General features: G+C 60.3%; 20 protein-coding genes. 11 read left to right on the top strand and 9 right to left on the bottom strand.

Going from position 1 to position 21,406, the window contains the following annotated elements; translation table 11 throughout:
* Positions 1-138 precede the first annotated feature (138 nt).
* From AC07YV_RS03870 to AC07YV_RS03850, 5 genes are all read left to right on the top strand, one after another.
* Complete coding sequence (locus tag AC07YV_RS03870; protein ID WP_007972659.1) at positions 139-1,533, top strand: PhoH family protein; 1,395 nt, start codon at positions 139-141, stop codon at positions 1,531-1,533.
* Between the two features lie 232 nt (positions 1,534-1,765).
* Positions 1,766-2,239: a cyclic pyranopterin monophosphate synthase MoaC gene (moaC, locus tag AC07YV_RS03865; RefSeq protein ID WP_007972660.1), complete on the top strand. Its 474-nt coding sequence runs from the start codon at positions 1,766-1,768 to the stop codon at positions 2,237-2,239.
* Positions 2,236-2,478, top strand: coding sequence for a molybdopterin converting factor subunit 1 (gene moaD / locus AC07YV_RS03860; RefSeq protein ID WP_075945584.1), 243 nt, complete (start codon positions 2,236-2,238; stop codon positions 2,476-2,478). Before moaC ends, moaD begins: the two co-directional genes overlap by 4 nt.
* Before the next feature lie 3 nt (positions 2,479-2,481).
* A complete protein-coding gene (gene moaE / locus AC07YV_RS03855) occupies positions 2,482-2,934 on the top strand; it encodes a molybdopterin synthase catalytic subunit MoaE (RefSeq protein ID WP_015096731.1) in 453 nt (150 codons plus the stop codon).
* Positions 2,935-3,240: 306 nt separating this feature from the next.
* Positions 3,241-4,017 carry an ABC transporter substrate-binding protein gene (locus tag AC07YV_RS03850; RefSeq protein WP_007972666.1) on the top strand — a complete coding sequence of 259 codons (777 nt, stop codon included), beginning with the start codon at positions 3,241-3,243 and terminating at the stop codon, positions 4,015-4,017.
* 130 nt (positions 4,018-4,147) lie between these two features.
* Here the strand turns inward: AC07YV_RS03850 and AC07YV_RS03845 are convergent, their stop codons facing one another.
* From AC07YV_RS03845 to AC07YV_RS03825, 5 genes are all read right to left on the bottom strand, one after another.
* Positions 4,148-4,789 carry a helix-turn-helix transcriptional regulator gene (locus tag AC07YV_RS03845; protein WP_007972668.1) on the bottom strand — a complete coding sequence of 214 codons (642 nt, stop codon included), beginning with the start codon at positions 4,787-4,789 and terminating at the stop codon, positions 4,148-4,150.
* Between the two features lie 90 nt (positions 4,790-4,879).
* Positions 4,880-6,007, bottom strand: coding sequence for an NAD(P)/FAD-dependent oxidoreductase (locus tag AC07YV_RS03840; protein ID WP_102698490.1), 1,128 nt, complete (start codon positions 6,005-6,007; stop codon positions 4,880-4,882).
* A 150-nt stretch (positions 6,008-6,157) separates the two neighbouring features.
* On the bottom strand, positions 6,158-7,102 hold the full coding sequence (locus tag AC07YV_RS03835) for an ornithine cyclodeaminase family protein (protein WP_102698489.1): 945 nt from the start codon (positions 7,100-7,102) through the stop codon (positions 6,158-6,160).
* A gap of 123 nt (positions 7,103-7,225) precedes the next feature.
* On the bottom strand, positions 7,226-8,716 hold the full coding sequence (rhlB, locus tag AC07YV_RS03830) for an ATP-dependent RNA helicase RhlB (RefSeq protein ID WP_102698488.1): 1,491 nt from the start codon (positions 8,714-8,716) through the stop codon (positions 7,226-7,228).
* 110 nt (positions 8,717-8,826) lie between these two features.
* A complete protein-coding gene (locus tag AC07YV_RS03825; protein WP_102698487.1) occupies positions 8,827-9,483 on the bottom strand; it encodes an alpha/beta hydrolase in 657 nt (218 codons plus the stop codon).
* 469 nt (positions 9,484-9,952) lie between these two features.
* Between AC07YV_RS03825 and AC07YV_RS03820 the strand changes: the two genes are divergently transcribed.
* The 6 genes from AC07YV_RS03820 to AC07YV_RS03795 all read left to right on the top strand — a co-directional run bounded on the left by AC07YV_RS03820 (position 9,953) and on the right by AC07YV_RS03795 (position 16,316).
* The gene (locus AC07YV_RS03820) at positions 9,953-10,984 is read left to right on the top strand and encodes an amino acid ABC transporter substrate-binding protein (RefSeq protein WP_102698486.1); all 1,032 of its coding nucleotides are present in this window, start codon (positions 9,953-9,955) and stop codon (positions 10,982-10,984) included.
* A 65-nt stretch (positions 10,985-11,049) separates the two neighbouring features.
* The gene (locus tag AC07YV_RS03815) at positions 11,050-12,231 is read left to right on the top strand and encodes an amino acid ABC transporter permease (protein WP_102698485.1); all 1,182 of its coding nucleotides are present in this window, start codon (positions 11,050-11,052) and stop codon (positions 12,229-12,231) included.
* Between the two features lie 10 nt (positions 12,232-12,241).
* Entirely contained in the window at positions 12,242-13,339 is a 1,098-nt protein-coding gene (locus AC07YV_RS03810) for an amino acid ABC transporter permease (RefSeq protein WP_102698484.1), read from the top strand.
* A 10-nt stretch (positions 13,340-13,349) separates the two neighbouring features.
* A complete protein-coding gene (locus AC07YV_RS03805) occupies positions 13,350-14,114 on the top strand; it encodes an amino acid ABC transporter ATP-binding protein (RefSeq protein ID WP_007972685.1) in 765 nt (254 codons plus the stop codon).
* Between the two features lie 248 nt (positions 14,115-14,362).
* Positions 14,363-15,022: a FadR/GntR family transcriptional regulator gene (locus AC07YV_RS03800; RefSeq protein ID WP_102698483.1), complete on the top strand. Its 660-nt coding sequence runs from the start codon at positions 14,363-14,365 to the stop codon at positions 15,020-15,022.
* Positions 15,012-16,316 (top strand): CynX/NimT family MFS transporter, encoded by a 1,305-nt coding sequence (locus tag AC07YV_RS03795; RefSeq protein WP_102698482.1) that lies wholly within the window; start codon positions 15,012-15,014, stop codon positions 16,314-16,316. The genes AC07YV_RS03800 and AC07YV_RS03795 overlap by 11 nt, the downstream gene beginning before the upstream one ends.
* A gap of 9 nt (positions 16,317-16,325) precedes the next feature.
* Here the strand turns inward: AC07YV_RS03795 and AC07YV_RS03790 are convergent, their stop codons facing one another.
* From AC07YV_RS03790 to AC07YV_RS03775, 4 genes are all read right to left on the bottom strand, one after another.
* Positions 16,326-16,976 (bottom strand): DUF1120 domain-containing protein, encoded by a 651-nt coding sequence (locus tag AC07YV_RS03790; protein WP_102698481.1) that lies wholly within the window; start codon positions 16,974-16,976, stop codon positions 16,326-16,328.
* A 91-nt stretch (positions 16,977-17,067) separates the two neighbouring features.
* Complete coding sequence (locus tag AC07YV_RS03785; protein WP_102698480.1) at positions 17,068-17,691, bottom strand: DUF1120 domain-containing protein; 624 nt, start codon at positions 17,689-17,691, stop codon at positions 17,068-17,070.
* An 83-nt stretch (positions 17,692-17,774) separates the two neighbouring features.
* Entirely contained in the window at positions 17,775-18,917 is a 1,143-nt protein-coding gene (locus AC07YV_RS03780) for a DUF1120 domain-containing protein (RefSeq protein WP_102698479.1), read from the bottom strand.
* Between the two features lie 10 nt (positions 18,918-18,927).
* Positions 18,928-21,396, bottom strand: coding sequence for a fimbria/pilus outer membrane usher protein (locus AC07YV_RS03775; RefSeq protein ID WP_102698478.1), 2,469 nt, complete (start codon positions 21,394-21,396; stop codon positions 18,928-18,930).
* Positions 21,397-21,406 lie beyond the last annotated feature (10 nt).

Here is a 21,406-nt window from a genome sequence, read left to right as displayed (position 1 = left end):
CTGCAACACAGGTGGCGTCTTCCAAGACCCCGCATGTATGCAGAACACTTGAGTCCCCGCAGGTGTATTCGGCAGTCACTTCGAGGCGCAGCACCGTCAAGGTATTGCGTCGAATGGCTCCCACAAAGGTGACCGAGTATGGATGATCACGGACGTAGCTCTTCTTCCAACCAGCCAATCCTTTATGTACTCGATACCAACGTATTGATTCACGATCCAAACGCGCTGCTCAACTTCGAAGAACACCACGTCGCGATCCCGATGACCGTGCTTGAAGAGCTCGACAAACTCAAGAGCGGGCATCACAGCGTAGCCGCCGAATGCCGCCAGGCCATCCGCCTGATCGACAAGACCCTGGGCGATGCCTCACCCGAGGACGTCGAGCAGGGTGTGCCGATCCAGCGTGGCAAAAGCGGACCCAAGGGTTTGCTGTCAATTCTGATGAGCAAGCATGCCGAGCCGAACCTGATTCTGCCCGAGCACCTGAATGACAACAAAATCATCAATCAACTGATCGATTTGCACACACGCGATCCGAAAAAGCCCGTGGTGCTGGTCACCAAAGACATCAACATGCGCCTCAAGGCGCGCGCCTGCGGGATCGCGGCCGAGGACTACAGCACCGACCAACTGGTCGATGACGTGTCCTTGCTGCCCAATGGCTACCACAACATGACCGGCTCTTTCTGGGACCGTGTGAGCAAGGTCGAAACCCGTCAGGACCACGGCCGCACCTGGCATCAGGTGCAGTTGATCGACAACTTGCCGGCGGTGCACATCAATGAATTCATCATTGATGAACAGGGCTTTGTCGGCTGGATCAAGGAGATCGAAGAGGACCGCTTGCTGATCCTCGACCTGCACCAGGAACCGCTGCTGCACCAAGAGGCCTGGGGCCTGAAACCGCGTGATATCTATCAGAGCCTGGCGTTGTACGCCTTGCTCGATCCGGACATCCACCTGGTCAACCTGTCGGGTGCCGCGGGCTCGGGTAAAACCATCCTGGCGCTGGCCGCTGCGATCGAGCAGACCATGGTCAGCAAACGTTATCGCCGCATCATCGCCACCCGCAGCGTGCAGGGCCTGGACCAGGAAATCGGCTTCCTGCCCGGCACCGAGGCGGAAAAAATGGAGCCCTGGCTGGGCGCCATCACCGACAACCTCGAAGCCTTGCACATGGATGACGAAAGCACCCATGGCAGCGTCGACTACATCCTCAGCAAAGTGCCGTTGCAGTTCAAATCCCTCAACTACATCCGGGGCCGCAGCTTCCAGCAGAGCCTGATCCTGATCGACGAATGCCAGAACCTTACGCCGCACCAGATGAAAACCATCATCACCCGTGCCGGCGCCGGCTCCAAAGTGGTGTGCCTGGGCAACCTGGCACAGATCGACACCCCTTACCTGTCCGCGACCAGTTCCGGGCTGACCTACCTCACTGAACGCTTCAAGGACTTCCCGAACGGGGTGCACATCACCCTGCAAGGGGTGCCACGTTCGATCCTGGCCGAATACGCCGAATCGCACTTGTAATCGCTCCACACAAAACCGGGCGGCCTCAAAAGCCGCCCGGTTTTTCATTTTCATGCCGAACAACAATCCCTGTAGGAGCTGCCGAAGGCTGCGATCTTTTGATTTTGCTTTTAAAGGCAAGATCAAAAGATCGCAGCCTTCGGCAGCTCCTACAGGGGCCCATCCGATAATCGTGCGTGCGAAAAATTGACCCACAGGTTTACAATCGATGCTCCTGATCAGGAGTAATCCCGTGCTGACTCATCTCGATTCCCAAGGCCGCGCCAACATGGTCGACGTCACTGAAAAAGCCGTGACGTTCCGTGAGGCGACGGCCCAAGCGCTGGTGCGCATGCTGCCCGAGACCCTGCAGATGATCGTCAGCGGCGGCCACCCCAAGGGTGATGTGTTTGCCGTGGCGCGCATTGCCGGCATCCAGGCGGCGAAGAAAACCAGCGATCTGATTCCCCTGTGCCATCCGCTGATGCTGACCGGCGTCAAGGTCGAGCTCAGTGCTGAAGGCGACGATTCGGTGCGCATCGTGGCGCGATGCAAGCTGTCCGGGCAGACCGGCGTCGAGATGGAGGCCCTGACCGCCGCCAGTGTCGCCGCGCTGACCATCTACGACATGTGCAAGGCCGTGGACCGCGGCATGACCATCGAAAGTGTGCGTCTGCTGGAGAAGGTCGGCGGCAAGAGCGGACATTTCCAGGCGGAGCAGCCATGAACGTGACCGTGAAGTTTTTCGCCCGTTATCGTGAAGCGCTGGGGCTGGACTCGGTAAAGGTTGAAGGCAACTTCGCCACCGTCGACGATGTCCGCGCGCTGTTGGCCCAGCGTGACGGTGCCGAGGTATTGAGCGAGCAGAACCTGATGTGCGCCCGTAACGAAGACCTCTGCCAGCTCGACGAGCCGGTCAGCGAGGGCGATGAAGTGGCATTCTTTCCGACTGTGACCGGAGGCTGAACCATGGCCATTCGCGTGCAGTCCACGCCGTTCGATCCGGGCGCCGAGGTCAACGCCATGCACGACGCCAATGTCGGTGTGGGGGCGGTGGTGAGCTTTGTCGGCTATGTGCGCGACTTCAATGACGGCCTGGACGTCGCCGGGATGTTCCTCGAACACTATCCCGGCATGACTGAAAAAGCCTTGGGCAAGATCGCCATCGAGGCTGAGCAGCGCTGGCCGCTGCTCAAGCTGGAAGTACTGCACCGCATCGGCGCCCTGGAACCGGGCGAGCCGATTGTCTTCGTCGGCGCGGCCAGCGCTCATCGTCAGGCGGCATTCGACGCCTGCGCCTTTGTCATGGATTACCTGAAAACCCGTGCGCCGTTCTGGAAGAAAGAAAACACCAGCGACGGGCCGCGTTGGGTCGAGGGGCGTGACAGTGATCATGCGGCGGCAGATCGCTGGAAGCAGTAGTTCCTTCTGCGTTCTTTAGTCAGTCATCGCGAGCAAGCTCGCTCCCACATTGGATCTGGTCGAACATGAGTTTTGTGTACGACGAAGAACCTGTGGGAGCGAGCTTGCTCGCGATGAGGCCTTTCGATTCAACCAATCACCCCTGGATTCATCACCCGACCATTGGCCGGCACGGTCTGCATTTGCCCGATTGACGGGCAATACATAAAAGTCCAAGATGGAATTATAAGTACAAAAAAGGTTTCCACCCCGTTTCAGCTTTTTCTTCTGTCTTGCCAAACCAACAACAACCGCGAGAAAACGAACATGAAGAAGTTCCCCCTCATCACCGGTCTGGCCCTGAGCCTATTGGCGTGCAGTTCTGTGTTCGCCGCCGAGAAAACCCTGCGTATCGGCATCGAAGCCGCGTATCCACCGTTCGCTTCGAAAACCGACAAAGGCGAAATCGTCGGTTTCGACTATGACATCGGCAATGCCCTGTGCGCGCAGATGAAGGCCAAGTGTGTGTGGGTCGAAGGCGAGTTCGACGGTCTGATTCCTTCCCTGAAGGTGAAGAAAATCGACATGGCGCTGTCGTCCATGACCATCAACGAAGACCGCAAGAAGTCGGTGGACTTCACCCACAAGTACTATTTCACTTCGTCGCGGCTGGTGATGAAGGACGGCGCGGTGGTGGATGACCAGTACGCCAGCCTCAAGGGCAAGACCGTCGGCGTGCAGCGCGCCACCACCACGGACCGTTACGCCACCGAGGTGTTCGAGCCCAAGGGCATCAACGTCAAGCGCTACAGCAACAACGAAGAAATCTACATGGACCTGGCGGCCGGTCGTCTCGACGCGATTTTTGCCGACACCATTCCACTCAACGACTTCCTGTCGATGCCGCGTGGCAAGGGTTACGCCTTTGTCGGGCCGGAGTTGAAAGATCCGAAGTATGTGGGCGAGGGGGCGGGGATTGCCGTGCGCAAGGGCAACACTGAGCTGGTCAGCGAGTTGAACACGGCCATTGATGGCATTCGTGCCAGTGGTGAGTACCAGAAGATTTCCGAGAAGTATTTCAAGTCGGATATCTACGGCGACTGATAGTCCGCTATCGCGAGCAAGCTCGCTCCCACAGGTTCAGTGGTGTACATATCTCTTGCGCACGACTCGGACACTGTGGGAGCGAGCTTGCTCGCGATGAGGCTCTGCCAGCCAATACATCTCTTGGGGCTCAGCCCTTCAATTCCTTCAAATGCTTGTACACCGTCGCCCGGCCCATGTTCAGCACATTCGCCACATAGTTCGACGCGCTTTTGCCCTTGAACGCGCCTTCGGCGTGCAACGCCAGCACCAGCTCACGCTTGTGGTCGCGGGTCAGCAGGTTCAGGCTCAACTGACGTTCGCGCAGCCAGGCGTGGAGGAAGGTGTTAATCCGCTCCTGCCAGTCATCGCGGAACAGTGCATCCGGTTGCGGGATCAATTTGGTCGGCGACAGGAACAGGTCCAAAGCGGCCTTGGCATTCTCGAACAGCGAAATATTCAGGTTGATGCACAGCACCGCCAGCGGATGTCCTTCGCTGTCGCGCAGTACCGTGCTGAGGCTGCGAATCTTCTGGCCATCCCAATTGAGCTTTTCGTACGGCCCGATGTTTCGTTCGCTGACATCGTCGCTGAGCATGTCTTCCAGCGCCGAGTCGTCGCCGATTTCCCGCTTGGACAGGTTGTTGGCGATGTAGTCGACCTTTTGCGTGCGCAGGTCGTGCAGCACCACTTCGGCGTGGGGGAAAAACAACGTGGCGATGGCGTCGGCGATCGCGTGGAAGTTATCCAGGGACGTGTCATCCAGGGCCGAGTCTTTTTCGGGGGCGTTCATACAGTGGAACTCCAGGCAGCGTCAGCGCCCCATCAAAGGGGCGCTGAAAGTGTGCCGTAATCGTGGGGGCACGTCACCTGAGGATCAGGCTCAGCCGAGGCGGGCAGGGGAGAGCATGTCGGCATTCAGGCCGAAACGGCCGAGCGACTCGGGCAACGCTGCACCGCGCACCAGTGCCGCGCTGGCCTGGCCCATGGCCGGCGAAGTCTGGATGCCATACCCGCCTTGCGCCGCGACCCAGAACAGCCCAGGCACCTGTGGATCGAAGCCGGACAGCAAATCGCCGTCGCTGACGAAGCTGCGCAGGCCGGCCCAGGTGCGGGTCGGGCGGCGAATGGTCAGGGTCGTGGCTTCTTCGATCTGGTAGATGCCCATGGCGATGTCCAGCTCTTCAGGCTGTACGTCATGGGGCTCCACCGGGTCGGCGTTGGCCGGCGAACCGAGGAACATCCCGGCGTCGGGTTTCATATAGAAGGATTCGTCGAGGCTGACCAGCATTGGCCAATGATGGATGTCCACGCCCTCCGGACCGGCGAAGATGAACGCGGCGCGACGCTTCGGTTGCAGGCCCAGGGGCCTGGCGCCGGCCAGTTCGCCGATCTTGTCGGCCCAGGCGCCGGCGGCGTTGATGATGACCGGGGCGCTGAACGTCTGAGTGCCGGTCTGGACGTGCCATGTACCCTGGTCATCGCGGCTCAGGCTGACGACTTCGGCGTCGGTGTGGACTTCGCCCTGATTGCGGCGGATGCCGCGCAGGTATCCCTGGTGCAGGGCATCGGTGTCGATGTCGGTGGCGGTCGGATCGTAGATCGCGCCGTGGACTTTTTCCCGGCGCAGGATGGGCACGAGCGCGCAGGCCTCGTCGGTGCTGAGCAATTGCATCTCCGGCACCGTGGCTTTCGCGCTCTGGTATTGCCTGTTCAGTTCGTCCGGGTCGCCGGTGAAATCCACGGTCATTTCGCCCCGTGGCGTCAGCAGCGGGTGTTCGCAGAAGCCGCTGGGCGGATTGTCGAAAAAATCCCGGCTGGCCAGGGTCAGTGCGCGGACCTGCGGGGTGCCGTAGGCGGCGGTGTACAGCGCCGCCGAACGTCCGGTGGAATGGTAGGCCGGATGGGATTCGCGTTCGAGTACGATCACACGGCCATGCTGCGACAGCCAGAAACCGGTGGATGCGCCGGCGATACCGCCGCCGATGATGATGAAGTCTGCCTGGCTCATGAACGTCTCCTGATGGGGCGTAAATGCCAATGGTGTAGAGATTTCCTGTGGGAGCGAGCCTGCTCGCGAAAGCGTCGGATCAGTCAACATCTATGTTGAATGAAAGATCGTATTCGCGAGCAGGCTCGCTCCCACAGGTGAGTGGTGGTGTCAGCGGGACAGGCGATAGATCGCATTGGCCAGCGCAATGTCTTCCAGACCCAGGCCGATGGAGCGGAAAAACACATGCCGATCGTAACCGGGGCGCTGGACTTTATCGCTGAGCAGGTCCGGCAGGTCGCCGACAATCGCGCTCTTGTCCCAGCCGTGTTGTTCGCTGGCGATCAGCATTTCACCGGCCGCGCCCGGTGTGGTCAGGCGATAGTCGCAGAACACCTGCATGTCATTGAGGCTTTGCGGCGGCACTTCGTGGGCACGCGGGGCGTTGGTGCTGATGGAGGTGATCAGCGCCGGTTTGCGCAAGCTCGACGGATCGATCACTGGACCGGCGGATGAGGTGCAGAGCATGATCACGTCGGCGTCCTGCACGGCAGCTTCGCGACTCTCGACGATGTTCAGGCGTGGCTCGATGTTTTTCAGCAGGCTCACGGTTTGAGCATCCTCGCTCAGGTTCGGCGCGTACAGGCTGATGCTCTGCCAGTCGCGCAGGTCTTTTACGTAATGCAGGTGTGCCTGGGCCACTTTGCCGCTGCCGATGATGGCCAGGCGATTGGCAGTCAGCGGCGCGAGGGCATCGACCGCCACGGCGGTGGTCGCGGCGGTGCGTGCGGTGGTCAGTTCACCCGCGTCGCACAGCAACAGCGGCTGGCCGGTCTGCATCGACATCAGCACAGTCCACGCAGTCACCAAGGGTCCCTGCTCACGGACGATGTACGGCGAAGTCTTGATGCCGTACACGCCGTCTTCGGCCAATACCCCCAGATAGTTGATGAAGTCGCCGGCGCCCTGGGGAAATTCCACCAGTTGTTGTGCCGGTTGCACGGCTTGCCCGGCCGCCAGGTCACGGAACATTTTGCGCAGGATCTGCGGCACGTCGACCTGCGCCAGCCACTCGCGAGCCTGGTGTTGGTTGATCACTTGGGGCGTATTGGACATGGTCGGCTCCGGGACTGAAAGTAAACTAATTTGTCTATTATGGACTTTTAGTTGTATCTCACAATATCCGGGCGAAAAAAAAGCGCAGTCCGTTTCCGGCTGCGCTTCTCTTTTCAGCGTCGTTTAGTGTGGACGCTTGCGCTCAACCGCCCGCAACAGATGCGTCGGTGGTGTTTCACAGCTGATCTTGCGCCCCAGTTTTTCCTCGATGGACGGTAACTGGTAGGAGTCGTCTTCACCGGCAAAGCTGATGGACACACCGTCGGCGCCAGCACGACCGGTCCGTCCGATGCGGTGCACGTAGTCGTCCGGCACTTCCGGCAGGGTGAAGTTGATCACGTGGCTGATGCCGTCGATGTGGATGCCGCGACCGGCCACGTCGGTGGCGACCAGGACGCGGATCTTGCCTTCGCGGAAGCCTTCGAGGGTCTTGATGCGCTTGTGCTGCGGCACATCACCGGACAGTTGCGCGGCGTTGATGCCGTCGCGCACCAGGCGTTCTTCGATGCGCCGCACTTCATCCTTGCGGTTGGCGAACACGATCACGCGTTCCCAGCCATTGTCGTTGACCAGGTTGTAGAGCAGTTTGTACTTGTCGGCAGCGGCCACGGCGTAGATGTGCTGCTCGACGTTTTCGTTGGCCACGTTGGTGACTTCGATTTCGACGATGGCAGGGTCGGTGGTCCATTGCTTGGCCAGGTTCATCACGTCTTCGGTGAAGGTCGCGGAGAACAGCAGCGTCTGGCGCTCGGCCTTCGGCGGCGTCTGGCGAATGATCTGGCGCACTTGCGGGATGAAGCCCATGTCGAGCATGCGGTCGGCTTCGTCCAGCACCATCACTTCGACCATGTCCAGGTGCACGTCGCCGCGCTGGTTGAAGTCCAGCAGGCGGCCTGGCGTGGCCACCAGGATGTCGCAGTGGCGGGCTTCGAGGTGCTTGAGCTGCTTGTCGAAGTCCATGCCGCCGACGAAGGTCATGACGTTGAGGCCGGTGTACTTGGTCAGGTCGGCGGCGTCCTTGGCGATCTGCACCACCAGTTCGCGGGTCGGCGCGATGATCAGCGCCCGTGGCTCACCCATGTAGCGCTCTTTCGGCGGTGGGGTTTGCAGCAACTGGGTGATGATCGAGATCAGGAACGCAGCGGTTTTGCCGGTACCGGTCTGGGCGCGGCCGATGGCGTCTTTGCCGGCGAGGGTGAAGCCCAGCACCTGTGCCTGGATCGGTGTGCAATACGGGAAGCCCAGGTCCTGGATGGCGTGCATCAGTTCAGGGGCCAGCTTGAAATCGTGGAAGCGGGTTTTGCCTTCCTGGGGCTCGACAACGAAGTCTTCGAGTTTCCATGGGATGACCGGCGCCTTGGGCTTGGGTTCGCGGCGCGGTTTGGCGGGTTTCGGTATTTCGCTGAGCGGCTGTTCCGGGGCTGCTATCGCCACAGGCTGGGCAGCGGGCGCGGGCTTCGGCTCATGCTTGGGTGCCGCCGTGGTGGCGGCCCGTTCAGACTGATTACCGTCGGTGCGGTGGCTGGGAGCGTGAGACGGAGCGCTGGGGACTGGCGCGAGTTGCTCAGTCTCGCTTTTACCGAACATTTTCTTGAGTGCTTTGAGCACGGTCATCTCATCAATTGGTTAAGGAATGTACGCCGGCCAGTGTAATGCAAGAATCGGGCGCGGCGTAGTGGGATGGATCAAAGGGGCCTTTTAAACAAAGAAAGGAACCTCAAGGGTTAACGCAAGCGCTCTGTGAGCCAGGTGCCGATGTCGCGAATTTCCTCGGGTAACACTTCGTGGCCCATTGGGTATTCCTGCCATGTCACGGTGACACCACGATGCTTCAAGTGCTCGTAGGCGCTGCGTCCCATCGAGTTCTGCACCACATCGTCGTATTGGCCGTGCATCGACAGTACCGGAATGCGCTGCTGGCTGGCGGACAGTTGCAGTTCGTCGCTGAAGGTCGGTGCATAAGTAGAAAGGGCAATGACGCCACCCAGTGGTCCCTGCCACTTCAGAAACGCGGTGTGGAACACCACGGCACCGCCCTGGGAAAAACCGGCCAGAAAAATCCGCGAGGCGTCTATTCCGCTGGCCTTCTGCGATTCGATCAGTTCGATGATCCAGTTGGCAGACGCTTCCAGTTGCTCGCGGTTGATCGCGCGCGCGGGGCTCATGGCCAATATGTCGTACCAGCTCGGCATCTCGTATCCGCCGTTGATGGTGACGGCACGGCTCGGCGCCTGGGGCAAAACAAAGCGGGTGCTCAACAGGGATTCCTGCAGGGCTTCGGCCACTGGCAGGAAGTCGTAGCGATCGGCACCCAGGCCGTGCAGCCAGATAACGCAGGCGTCTGCGGTCTTGACGGGTTCAAGAATCAAGGGGTTGGTCATGGCTGCTCCAAAAGTGTGCGTGCGCTCTCATTGAGTGCGAGGGCTGAGTGCGTGTCTGGTTGATCAGTTACGAAGATGTCGCAAGGTTACAAGTTTTGCTATTGACCTGCAGCTGAACCGCTTCGGCGAGCGGTGTGGTACGGGCTTTGCTATGGCGAACTCGGTATGAAAAATCCTACGCCTGTCGGTAACACTATCAGGCCAAGGTTGTTAGTGGGATTGAAAAGAATCCGGTGATGGATGTTCGCCAAAGGCCGATACGGGGCTTCGCGAACGTGAAAGGGCTACAGCCCGTTCGGCCGACTGGTGAGAGCGAGTTTTCCATGATGTGGATTTTTCTCCTACTAGACTCATAGCTAACGTCTTACGTCGGTTGACCCAAAAACAAGCCAACACGGGTCGACTACGCCTCAAAAGGGTGCGACAGGACTCACGCTCCGACACAACAAGAGCAAAACTGGAGGTTTGAATGAAGATGTTGAAATCCACCCTGGCTATCGTGACTGCAGCCGCAGCGCTCGGTGTCAGCGGGTTTGCCCAGGCGGGCGCAACCCTGGATGCAGTGATGAAGAAAGGTTTCGTGCAGTGTGGCGTCAGCGATGGCCTGCCAGGCTTCTCGGTTCCGGATTCCACCGGCAAGATCGTCGGTATCGATGCTGACTACTGCCGTGCAGTGGCGGCGGCTGTCTTCGGCGACGCGACCAAGGTCAAGTTCAGCCAGTTGAACGCCAAGGAGCGCTTCACCGCGCTGCAGTCCGGCGAAATCGACATTCTGTCGCGCAACACCACCATGACCAGCTCCCGTGATGCGGGCATGGGCCTGAAATTCCCGGGCTTCATCACTTACTACGACGGCATCGGCTTCCTGGTAAACAACAAGCTGGGCGTGAAAAGCGCTAAAGAGCTGGACGGTGCAACCATCTGCATCCAGGCCGGTACCACTACCGAGCTGAACGTTTCCGACTACTTCCGCGGCAACGGCCTGAAATACACCCCGATCACCTTCGACACCTCCGACGAAAGCGCCAAGTCGCTGGAATCCGGTCGTTGCGACGTACTGACCTCCGACAAATCCCAGCTGTTCGCCCAGCGCAGCAAGCTGGCTTCGCCGAAGGACTACGTGGTTCTGCCGGAAACCATCTCCAAGGAACCTCTGGGCCCGGTCGTGCGTAATGGCGACGACGAGTGGCTGGCCATCGTGCGCTGGACTGGCTACGCCATGCTCAACGCTGAAGAAGCCGGCATCACTTCGAAGAACGTCGAAGCCGAAGCCAAGGGCACCAAGAACCCTGACGTTGCCCGTCTGCTGGGTACCGACGGTGAATACGGCAAAGACCTGAAAGTGAAGAAAGACTGGGTCGTGCAGATCGTCAAGCAAGTGGGTAACTACGGCGAAGTGTTCGAGAAAAACCTCGGCAAGAGCACACCGCTGGAAATCGACCGCGGGCTGAACGCTCTGTGGAACGCTGGCGGCATTCAATACGCACCACCAGTGCGCTGATGGTTCTATCACCCGGTGGGCCAACCACCGGGTGATGTTCTGTTCCATTATTTCCGGGGCACTTCATGCAAAATTCAATCGGCGCACCAAAGCAGAGGCTCAGCCTCAGCGATCCACGAGTGCGTGCGTGGGTATTCCAGATCATCACGGTTATCGGGGTGGTCTCGCTGGGCTGGTATCTGTTCGATAACACCCAGACCAACCTGCAGCACCGGGGCATTACCTCCGGTTTCGACTTTCTGGAGCGCAGTGCCGGTTTCGGCATCGCTCAACACCTGATCGACTACACCGAAGCGGACACATACGCCCGGGTGTTTGTCATCGGCCTGCTCAACACGCTGCTGGTGACCTTCATCGGCGTGATCCTGGCGACGATCCTGGGTTTCATCGTAGGTGTGGCGCGGCTGTCGAAGAACTGGATCATCGCCAAAGTGGCGACGGTGTATGTGGAAGTCTTCCGCAACATTCCGCCGCTGCTGCAGATCCTGTTCTGGTACTTCGCGGTGTTCCTGACCATGCCTGGGCCGCGCAACAGTCACAACTTCGGCGATACCTTCTTTGTCAGCAGCCGTGGCCTGAACATGCCGGCGGCGTTGATGGCGGACGGTTTCTGGCCGTTTGTGATCAGCGTTGTAGTCGCCATCGTCGCCATTGTGCTGATGAGCCGCTGGGCCACCAAACGCTTTGAAGCCACCGGTGTGCCATTCCACAAGTTCTGGGTTGGCCTGGCGATATTCCTGGTGATCCCTGCGCTGTGCGCGCTGGTTTTCGGCGCACCGGTGCACTGGGAGATGCCGAAGCTGCAGGGCTTCAACTTCGTCGGTGGCTGGGTACTGATCCCGGAACTGCTGGCGCTCACGCTGGCCCTGACCGTGTACACCGCGGCGTTCATCGCCGAGATCGTGCGCTCGGGCATCAAGTCGGTCAGCCACGGCCAGACCGAAGCGGCGCATTCCCTCGGCCTGCGCAACGGTCCGACCCTGCGCAAGGTGATCATCCCGCAAGCCCTGCGCGTGATCATTCCACCGCTGACCAGCCAATACCTGAACCTGGCGAAGAACTCCTCGCTGGCGGCCGGTATCGGTTATCCGGAAATGGTCTCGCTGTTCGCCGGGACCGTGCTCAACCAGACCGGTCAGGCGATCGAGGTGATTGCGATCACCATGAGCGTGTACCTGGCAATCAGTATCAGCATTTCCCTGCTGATGAACTGGTACAACAAGCGCATTGCGCTGATCGAGCGGTAAGGAAAAGCGCATGAGCACTCATACTTTCAAACCTGACATGCCCCCACCGAGCAGCAGCATCGGTGCGGTGGCGTGGATGCGCGCGAACATGTTCTCCAGCTGGCTCAACACCCTGCTGACCCTGTTCGCGTTCTACCTCATCTACCTGGTGGTACCACCGATCCTGCAGTGGGCGATCCTCGATGCCAACTGGGTCGGCACCAGCCAGGCCGACTGCACCAAGGAGGGCGCCTGCTGGGTGTTCATCCAGCAGCGCTTCGGCCAGTTCATGTACGGCTACTATCCGCCGGTACTGCGCTGGCGCGTGGACCTGACGGTGTGGCTGGCGATCGTTGGCGTGGCGCCGTTGTTCATCTCGCGCTTTCACCATAAGGCGGTGTACGGGCTGAGCTTCCTGGTGCTGTACCCGATCATTGCCTGGTGCCTGCTGCATGGCGGCGTATTGGGGCTGGACGCCGTGGCGACCAGCCAGTGGGGCGGCCTGATGCTGACACTGGTGATCGCCACCGTCGGCATCGCCGGTGCGCTGCCGCTGGGGATTGTCCTGGCCCTGGGGCGTCGTTCCAACATGCCGGCGATTCGGGTGGTCTGCGTGACCTTCATCGAATTCTGGCGCGGTGTGCCGCTGATCACGGTGCTGTTCATGTCCTCGGTGATGCTGCCGCTGTTCCTGCCTGAAGGCATGAACTTCGACAAGCTGCTGCGGGCCCTGATCGGCGTGATCCTGTTCCAGTCGGCCTACGTGGCCGAGGTGGTGCGCGGTGGTCTGCAAGCGATTCCCAAGGGGCAGTACGAAGCGGCTGCGGCGATGGGGCTGGGCTACTGGCGCAGCATGGGCCTGGTGATTCTGCCGCAAGCCCTGAAGCTGGTGATCCCCGGCATCGTCAACACCTTCATTGCGCTGTTCAAGGACACTAGCCTGGTGATCATCATCGGCCTGTTCGACCTGCTCAACAGCGTCAAGCAAGCCGCCGCCGATCCGAAATGGCTGGGCATGGCCACCGAAGGCTATGTGTTTGCCGCCCTGGTGTTCTGGATTTTCTGTTTTGGTATGTCGCGCTATTCCATGCATCTGGAACGCAAGCTCGACACAGGCCACAAGCGTTAGGAGTTCTTTTATGAGCGAAGCAAATAAAAAGCCTGTGAGCCCTGAAGGCATTATTCAGATGCAGGGCGTGAACAAGTGGTACGGCCAGTTCCACGTGTTGAAAGACATCAACCTCAACGTCAAGCAGGGCGAGCGTATCGTGTTGTGCGGCCCGTCGGGTTCCGGCAAGTCCACCACCATCCGCTGCCTCAACCGTCTGGAAGAACACCAGCAGGGCCGCATCGTGGTCGATGGCGTGGAACTGACCAACGACCTCAAGCAGATCGAAGCGATCCGCCGCGAAGTCGGCATGGTGTTCCAGCATTTCAACCTGTTCCCGCACCTGACCATCCTGCAGAACTGCACGTTGGCGCCGATGTGGGTGCGCAAGATGCCCAAGCGCAAGGCCGAGGAAATCGCCATGCACTACCTGGAACGCGTACGCATTCCGGAGCAGGCGCATAAATACCCGGGGCAGTTGTCCGGCGGTCAGCAACAGCGTGTGGCGATCGCCCGCGCGCTGTGCATGAAGCCGAAAATCATGCTGTTCGACGAGCCGACGTCGGCGCTCGACCCGGAGATGGTGAAAGAGGTACTGGATACCATGATCGGCCTGGCCGAAGACGGCATGACCATGCTCTGCGTGACCCACGAAATGGGCTTCGCCCGCACCGTGGCCAACCGCGTGATCTTCATGGACAAGGGCGAAATCGTCGAACAGGCCGCGCCGAACGACTTCTTCGACCACCCACAGAATGATCGCACCAAGCTGTTCCTGAGCCAGATCCTGCATTGATCGAACCCAGGCACTGAAATAAACCCGGACCGAGTTCCGGGTTTATTTTTGCCTGCGATTTTGTGCCCATCCCTGTAGGAGCTGCCGAAGGCTGCGATCTTTTGATTTTGTTTTTTAAAGACAAGGTCAAAAGATCGTCCGAACGCGGCCCGAGCCTTCGGCAGCTCCTACAGGGGTTGTGTGGGTCGCTGAAGCTGACTAACATGTCAGAAAAATTCATCCTATGATTGGATGAGAGGGCGAATTCCATGTCAGAAATCTCTCCATTGGTAAAACGATCCCTGGTCGATCAGGCCCTGGACCAACTGCGCCTGCGTATCAACCAGGGCATCTGGGTCGTTGGCCAGCGTTTGCCCACCGAGCCCGAGTTGTCGGCGGAACTGGGCATCAGTCGAAACACCGTGCGTGAAGCCATGCGCGTGTTGGCGTTTTCCGGGTTGATCGAAATCCGCCAGGGCGACGGCAGTTATGTGCGGGCGGTGGTCGATCCGCTCGATACCCTGAAGGCGCTGTCCCGTTGCTCCCTTGAGCAGGCCCGGGAAACCCGGCACATCCTTGAAGTCGAGGCCATCGGCCTGGCGGCCATGCGCCGCACCGATGAAGACCTGGTGGCATTGCGCGAGGCGCTGGGTGTCAGCGGCAGTCACTACCATGGCGATCTCGACACCTACATCGCCTGCGATCTGGTGTTCCACCGCCGCCTGGTGGATGCCGCGCACAACCCGACCCTCAGCGAGTTGTATCGCTATTTCTCCAGCATCGTCGGCGCGCAGTTGCGCCAGACCCTGAGCATCGTCCCGCGCCGCCAGGAAGTGTTCGACCTGCATATCGAATTGCTCGATGCCGTCGAACAACGCGACCCGGAACGGGCCAAATCCTTGTCGAGGCAGTTGATCAATGAACCTTGAAACCGAGAAGTCGATACCGCGCGGTGATTTATCCACAGCCGCAAAACGTTCGGCAGAGCTGGAAGAGCTGCTGATCGACGCCGAGGCCGATGACGAACAAGTCCAGCAAACTCACCCGGTTCTGCGCCGGCCATGGCTGTTGCTGCTGGGCCTGATTCTGGTGGCGCTGAACCTGCGCCCGGCGCTGTCGAGCATGGCGCCGATGCTCAGCGAGGTCTCGAAGTCCCTCGGCTTGTCGGCGTCTGCGGCTGGATTGCTGACCACGTTGCCGGTGCTTTGCCTTGGCCTGTTTGCGCCGCTGGCACCGCTGCTGGCCAGACGTTTTGGGGCTGAGCGGGTGGTGTTGGGGATTCTTCTGACCCTGGCTGGCGGGATCATCCTGCGCAGTTCATTCGGTGGGATCGGCCTGTTTGCCGGCAGTGTGCTGGCCGGTGCCAGCATCGGCGTGATCGGTGTGTTGCTGCCAGGCATCGTCAAGCGCGATTTCCCGAAACAGGCCGGTACCATGACCGGCGTCTACACCATGGCCCTGTGCCTGGGCGCGGCGATGGCGGCGGGTGCGACCGTGCCGCTGAGTGAGCACTTCGACAAGAGCTGGGCGTTGGGCCTCGGCTTCTGGGTTATTCCGGCATTGGTGGCAGCGCTGTTCTGGCTGCCGCAAGTCGGCCAGAAACACGGCGCACACAACGTTGCCTACCGCGTTCGAGGCTTGCTGCGCGATCCGCTGGCCTGGCAGGTGACCTTGTACATGGGCCTGCAATCGTCCCTGGCCTACATCGTGTTCGGCTGGTTGCCGTCGATCCTGATCGGTCGCGGCCTGACCCCGACCCAGGCCGGGCTGGTGCTGTCGGGTTCGGTGATCGTGCAACTGGTCAGCTCCCTCGCCGCGCCATGGCTGGCTACACGTGGCAAGGACCAGCGCCTGGCGATCGTGATCGTGATGGTCCTGACCCTCGGCGGTCTGTTCGGTTGCCTGTATGCGCCGATCGAAGGCTTGTGGGGCTGGGCGATCGTGCTGGGGTTGGGGCAGGGCGCCACGTTCAGCCTGGCCCTGACCCTGATCGTGCTGCGCTCGCGGGACTCCCACGTCGCGGCGAACCTGTCGAGCATGGCCCAGGGCTTCGGTTACACCCTGGCGTCCATGGGGCCGTTCGCGGTCGGTCTCGTGCATGACTGGACCGGTGGCTGGACGGCAGTGGGCTGGATCTTCGGCGTCATCGGCCTGGGTGCGATACTCGCCGGCCTGGGTGCCGGCCGTTCGCTGTACGTTCAAGTACAAAGCGAGAAAGTCTGAGGTACGGCGCTACAGGTAGACAATCTCCAGCGTCGCCGAGCCATCGATTTGTACATCGGTGCTCAGGTCCAGCTCGGAGGTTGGCGCGATAACGGTTTCGACGATGACCCGGCTTGTCAGATGGCGGATGGCGATCGGGCCGGCGGTGCTTCCTGCTCTGTCGGTGAAGCCCAGATAGCTCCTGGCAGCAATGGGTATGGGGCGGTTGTTCGATGTACTCCAGGCCACGCCACCGGTGGTCGAATCGGTGCGAAAGACCTGCGACAGGTCGTCCACGACCGTATTTTCAGGATTGAAATTCAATGAGTACAAGCCGATTTTGTTGCCGCTGCCGTCGTAGTTCAGACCGTAATAAATCTGACTGGTGACGATGGCCGAGCCCTCGCGGTCGTCACGCATGAGCAGGGCGAAGGCGCGGGGGGCCGTGCACTGGATGCTGAAGTCGAGTGTCTGGTCACGCAGCCGCGTGCGCTTATCGACATTCAGATCCCGCCGGGGGATTTTTCCGAATTCCACGAGGCCGCTGTTGGACAGGCTGGGTGTACAGGCCACTGGGGTGATGAGGCCTTTGACGGTCAATTCATCGGACGACGCGGCGAGGGCATGAGGCACCAGGCCAATCAACCCGGTGAGCGAGAGTGCTGCGAAGTGATTTTTCATCCATGGATGCTCATTCATTTGAGTGGGTTGTCCTTGCAGGCGCTGAACCGCTCACGTTCGCTGACGCTGCGAGCGGTTCAGCGTCATGTCTTTACTTGTACCAAACCTCAATCGTTGCGAGGCCGTCGATAGGGACTTCGTTGTCTAAGGTCAGGTAGTTGGTACCGGCAATGTAGGTGTTGATTTCCAGGTCCATGGTGAGATCCTGGACTGCAATCCGCGTGGCGTGATCACTCAGAGCGGCAACCGATGACTGTTTGTCTTTCATGATGCGGTCTTGTTTGACCCAGGTTGCCCCGCCATCAGAAGAGCCAATCGCCTGTACTTGGGTTGTATCTGCCGTGGATTCGTTGATCTTTATATCAAAGAAGCCGAGTTTTTCATCGTCAGGGGTCAATCCCACTCCAAAGTAATCGCCTAGCCCTGCTGCAGTATTTGGCCTGTGATCGATTGGGTTCAGCATGAATAGCATCGATTCACTGCACGTCATGGTCAGTTGCATCTTTGTTGAATTCAGCAAGGTGTTGTTGGTGGGATGAAGGTCATTCACCGATCTCTTGCCGATGTCGACAATCCCCCCACTACTCAAGTTGATATCACACGCGGCCGGTGTGATGCTGCCTGTGACTGTCAGGGGAGTGCTCGACGCCGCAAGGGCATGCGGTGCGATGCAGATCAGTGCGGTGGTTGAAAGTGCTGCAAAGTACTTTTTCATTTTTTTACTCACTTCTGTGGTTGTTTTCCTGGCTAGTCCGAGAGGCCTGTTTCGCCCCGTTTCCAGCAGGATTGGGTTGGGTGTTACAAATAGATAATCTCGATCGTCCCCGCGCCATCGAGGTCGATGGCACTGCTCAAATCCAGGCTGTTGGTCGGCGCAATCACGGCGTCGACGGTCAAGGTGGTGCTGAGGTTCTGGATCGGGATCGGGCCCGAGCTAGTGCCGACAGTGTCGGTAAAGCCCAGGTAGCTGGTTGTTCCGATTGAGCGCGCGTTGATGCTGGACGTATTCCAGGCCACGCCACCGCTAGTGGAGTGGGTTTGAAAGAGCCTGGGAAAACTGTCGGCCCGGGCGCCGGTCGGTTCGACGCTCACTGAATACAGGCCGATCTTGTTGTTGCGGTAGTCGGTGCCCAGACCGTAGGCACTTTCGCTGCTGACCGTCGCCGAGCCTGAGCGGTTGTCGTGCATGGTCAGGGCGAATGCGGTGGGTGCATCGCAGTTGACACTCAACGTCAGGGACTTGGGCGGCAGGCGAGTGCTTGTGTCAGTGTTCAGCTCGTTTCTGGACAGCGTGCCGAAGTCGACCACGCCACCGTCGGACAGCGTCGGCTCACAAGCCGCCGGAGCGAAACGGGCACGCAAAGTGATCTCCGGGGTGCGCCCGATAGCCACTGCATCAAATACACCGGAGGCCTGCCAGGTGACCGCGTCGCGCACTTGCAGCCCGCGCTCTTGAACCCACGCAGTCAGCTCAAGCTGCGCCGAGAATTGACGGCCCTGTAATGGCATGCCACCGAGTACGGGAACGATCCCGTGCGCCGGTCGCCAGATCAGGCTCGACGCCGTTTCTGCGGGCGATTGACCGACTCCGGCAATCAACCCGATCGCTACCGATTGACCATCCAGCACCGCTTCGCGAATACGGATCTGATAGCTGCCGCGTTCAGCAAAGTGAAAACGTTCGGCAGTCGCGGCCAGGGCCCGATAAAACAGGCTCATGTCGGTGGGATGTGAGCAGTTCAGGCTCAGACTCAGCTGACGCTGGCCCAGGTTTCGCTCCGGTGCCGAATCAGGGCGAAGCGCCCGGTTCATCAGTCCGTAATCGAGCAAGGGCTGGCTCAGGTTGAATTGGCAGTCGTCAGCGGACGCCGAGGCGAGCGGGGTGAATCCGCTCAATGCCAGGGACGCGAGGGTCGGCAGCCAATAACCGGATAGATTCATGAAGTCCTCCTCATAGGGCTCGGCACTTGGCGGGGGCCGTTTCGTAGTACGCCTGGGGGGCGACGTCCTGGGGCAATTCGAAGCTCAGTTCGCAGCGCTCCAACCCCGGCGCGGTGACCCACAACCTGCGGGAGTCAAGGGCGTTGGGCAGGAACACCAGGCCACCGTCCTGCACCAGGGTGATGAATTCGCCATCCGCGGTGTTCACCGCGGCGCCGCGCGGCAAAGGCGCGCCGTTGGCGGTGGTGACCTTGAGCAATGCCCGGCGGGTGAGGCTGATGCCGAACTCGACGCTGTCGACGGCACCGCGACCGGCAGTAATCATCGCCAACCCGTTGTGGATGTCGACGTTGCGCGGCAGGCTTTTGGGGTCGACTTCCACCTTGCTGCGGCCGTAAGCCGCTACTTGCGGGATCACTGCCTGACCTTGCCAGTCGGTCCAGACCGGGCCGCTGGGCGTCGTTACCTTGATGGCACCCATGTCACCGACCGAGAGCAGTGCAAAGGTGTCGCTCACCGGGTAAGGCGACAGCGTCAGGCCACCACCGTGCAGCACGGCACCACCTCGGGCGCTGGCCTGATAGCTGGAGCGCTCGGCATCGGCGCGGGTGTAATTCAGGTCCAGTTGGGTGTAGCGCGGCAGCAGCGAAACACCGGCGGTGGACTGCACCTGCCTGTCGCGCGTGTCCCGTTCGACGCCGACCCGATACGCCAGTTGATCGCCGATCTGCTCACTCAAGCCCACGCCGCTGCGGGATTCGCCAGCTGAACTGCGCACCCAGGTACTCGCCCGGCGGTTCTCCCCCAAAGGGATGCTTAGATTCAGGTAGACACTGTTGTCTGCGCGGTTCATGCCGCTGATCTGCCATTCGGCGGTCGTCGACACCGACACGCTGGCAATGCGGGTGCCCCAGGAGGCGATGGCACGGCTGCTGTTTTGGCCGTCAAACGTGTTTGACCGGCTCAAACCACCACTGAAAACGCCTAGCCAGGGATGCGACCAGGAGAGGCTGGCGCTTTGTTGGTCGCGGTAACGGGATTGACTGAAGTCGGAGGTGCGGTCGAACACCGCCTCTTCCAGATGACGGTAACCAAAGGTTCGGTAGGCGCTTCCTCCATTGAGCGCCCATTGATCGCTCAAGCGGTGGCTGACATTAAGGTCGGCTTGAAGTCCCTGACTGGCTTTGCTGCCAGTGGCGTCAGCCGCTGTCAGTGTGGCTTGAACCTGGGTGCCGGGCGAGGGCAGCAGACCCACACCGACGCCTGCCGCGCGGTAGTCGGCCGCGCCAGTCAGGCCTGCACTGAGCAGTGCTTGCGGAGCGATTGCAGCGCTCCAGCCGCCACTGATCACCCAGGGATCATCGCCCTGTTCGGCGCCTGTACTGCGGACCTGGCCAGCCGCTAGCGAATAACCGGGCGCCGGCAAGTCGATGCCGAGCATTGCCGCGGAAATGGTAAAGCTGCGCTCGCTGCCATCGGCTTCCCTGACCGTGACGTGCACATCGGAGCGGCTGTTGAGGCGGCGCACGTTGTTCAAGGCAAACGGGCCGGCGGGAACCACCGTCGAATGAATCAGCGAACCGTTCTGCCGTATCTCGACCTGCGCCTGGCTGTGGGCAATGCCTTCGATGACGGCGTTTTGTCCTTCCACCTGCAAGGCGTGCTCATTGAGTATCTGCACCCCGGTGATCTGCGCGCCGGCGAGGACCGGGTTATAGAGGTTGATCTGACCCGCTTGCAGCACGGCCTCCTGGCTGACGAACGTGCGCTGGGCATACGCGGCGATATGAGTCGTTCGAGAACGGTCGTCCTGCCAGCTCTGCACCTGGCGACTGCGCACGATCCAGTCCCCGGCGTTGAAACCGAGTTCGGTGTTGGCCGCAGCGTAGCGACTCGATCGATCGCCAAAACGGCTGTGCAGACCGGTGATGTCGTAATTGAGCATGCCGGCGAAGCCGCCGGTTCGATAGCCGGAAAAATCCCGGGCAGTGGAACGTATTGCGTCGGTGGGCACGATCAATGCCAGGGCAAGGTTCGCCGGATCCTGTTCGATGACGGTCTGCGGCGAGGTGCCGAGAAAATCGTGGCACTGGCTGTCACCCAGCAGCCGACTGGGCACATTCAGACTGGCCGCATCAAGCAGGGTGCGATCGAAGCACAACGCTCCCTCGCCGTTGAATCTGACGTCTACCCGACCATGGCGCTGGCCATTGATCGTGAGGGTGACCGGGTGCTTTCCAGCCGTGAATCGCGGCGCTTGCATCAGCGACGTGGCCAGCGCTGGGTCAATCCCTCGCAGCAGCAACGTGTTTTTGTCGAACGAAGCAGGCAAGGAAACATTTCCCTGGGCGTCGAGTACCATCAACGCATTGGTCAGCAGCAGCGCCAGAGGGGCCGGCCGCCGTAACAGACGAGGGCGAGCAGCGGCTTGAATGGCGGGCACGGCTTCGCCATCACGGTAAATTAATGCTGTGTTCATTGGGTTCGCT

It is taken from the genome of Pseudomonas sp. GW456-E7 (genome assembly GCF_059424105.1).
This window is presented reverse-complemented; position numbering and strand designations above follow the sequence as displayed.

What these genes read in the sequence shown, in the direction of transcription:
- AC07YV_RS03870 (WP_007972659.1), top strand. Translation starts at nt 139, where the DNA reads ATGGATGATCACGGACGTAGCTCTTCTTCCAACCAGCCAATCCTTTAT.
- moaD (WP_075945584.1), top strand. Translation starts at nt 2,236, where the DNA reads ATGAACGTGACCGTGAAGTTTTTCGCCCGTTATCGTGAAGCGCTGGGG.
- moaE (WP_015096731.1), top strand. Translation starts at nt 2,482, where the DNA reads ATGGCCATTCGCGTGCAGTCCACGCCGTTCGATCCGGGCGCCGAGGTC.
- AC07YV_RS03850 (WP_007972666.1), top strand. Translation starts at nt 3,241, where the DNA reads ATGAAGAAGTTCCCCCTCATCACCGGTCTGGCCCTGAGCCTATTGGCG.
- AC07YV_RS03845 (WP_007972668.1), bottom strand. Translation starts at nt 4,789, where the DNA reads ATGAACGCCCCCGAAAAAGACTCGGCCCTGGATGACACGTCCCTGGAT.
- AC07YV_RS03840 (WP_102698490.1), bottom strand. Translation starts at nt 6,007, where the DNA reads ATGAGCCAGGCAGACTTCATCATCATCGGCGGCGGTATCGCCGGCGCA.
- AC07YV_RS03835 (WP_102698489.1), bottom strand. Translation starts at nt 7,102, where the DNA reads ATGTCCAATACGCCCCAAGTGATCAACCAACACCAGGCTCGCGAGTGG.
- rhlB (WP_102698488.1), bottom strand. Translation starts at nt 8,716, where the DNA reads ATGACCGTGCTCAAAGCACTCAAGAAAATGTTCGGTAAAAGCGAGACT.
- AC07YV_RS03825 (WP_102698487.1), bottom strand. Translation starts at nt 9,483, where the DNA reads ATGACCAACCCCTTGATTCTTGAACCCGTCAAGACCGCAGACGCCTGC.
- AC07YV_RS03820 (WP_102698486.1), top strand. Translation starts at nt 9,953, where the DNA reads ATGAAGATGTTGAAATCCACCCTGGCTATCGTGACTGCAGCCGCAGCG.
- AC07YV_RS03815 (WP_102698485.1), top strand. Translation starts at nt 11,050, where the DNA reads ATGCAAAATTCAATCGGCGCACCAAAGCAGAGGCTCAGCCTCAGCGAT.
- AC07YV_RS03810 (WP_102698484.1), top strand. Translation starts at nt 12,242, where the DNA reads ATGAGCACTCATACTTTCAAACCTGACATGCCCCCACCGAGCAGCAGC.
- AC07YV_RS03805 (WP_007972685.1), top strand. Translation starts at nt 13,350, where the DNA reads ATGAGCGAAGCAAATAAAAAGCCTGTGAGCCCTGAAGGCATTATTCAG.
- AC07YV_RS03800 (WP_102698483.1), top strand. Translation starts at nt 14,363, where the DNA reads ATGTCAGAAATCTCTCCATTGGTAAAACGATCCCTGGTCGATCAGGCC.
- AC07YV_RS03795 (WP_102698482.1), top strand. Translation starts at nt 15,012, where the DNA reads ATGAACCTTGAAACCGAGAAGTCGATACCGCGCGGTGATTTATCCACA.
- AC07YV_RS03790 (WP_102698481.1), bottom strand. Translation starts at nt 16,976, where the DNA reads ATGAAAAATCACTTCGCAGCACTCTCGCTCACCGGGTTGATTGGCCTG.
- AC07YV_RS03785 (WP_102698480.1), bottom strand. Translation starts at nt 17,691, where the DNA reads ATGAAAAAGTACTTTGCAGCACTTTCAACCACCGCACTGATCTGCATC.
- AC07YV_RS03780 (WP_102698479.1), bottom strand. Translation starts at nt 18,917, where the DNA reads ATGAATCTATCCGGTTATTGGCTGCCGACCCTCGCGTCCCTGGCATTG.
- AC07YV_RS03775 (WP_102698478.1), bottom strand. Translation starts at nt 21,396, where the DNA reads ATGAACACAGCATTAATTTACCGTGATGGCGAAGCCGTGCCCGCCATT.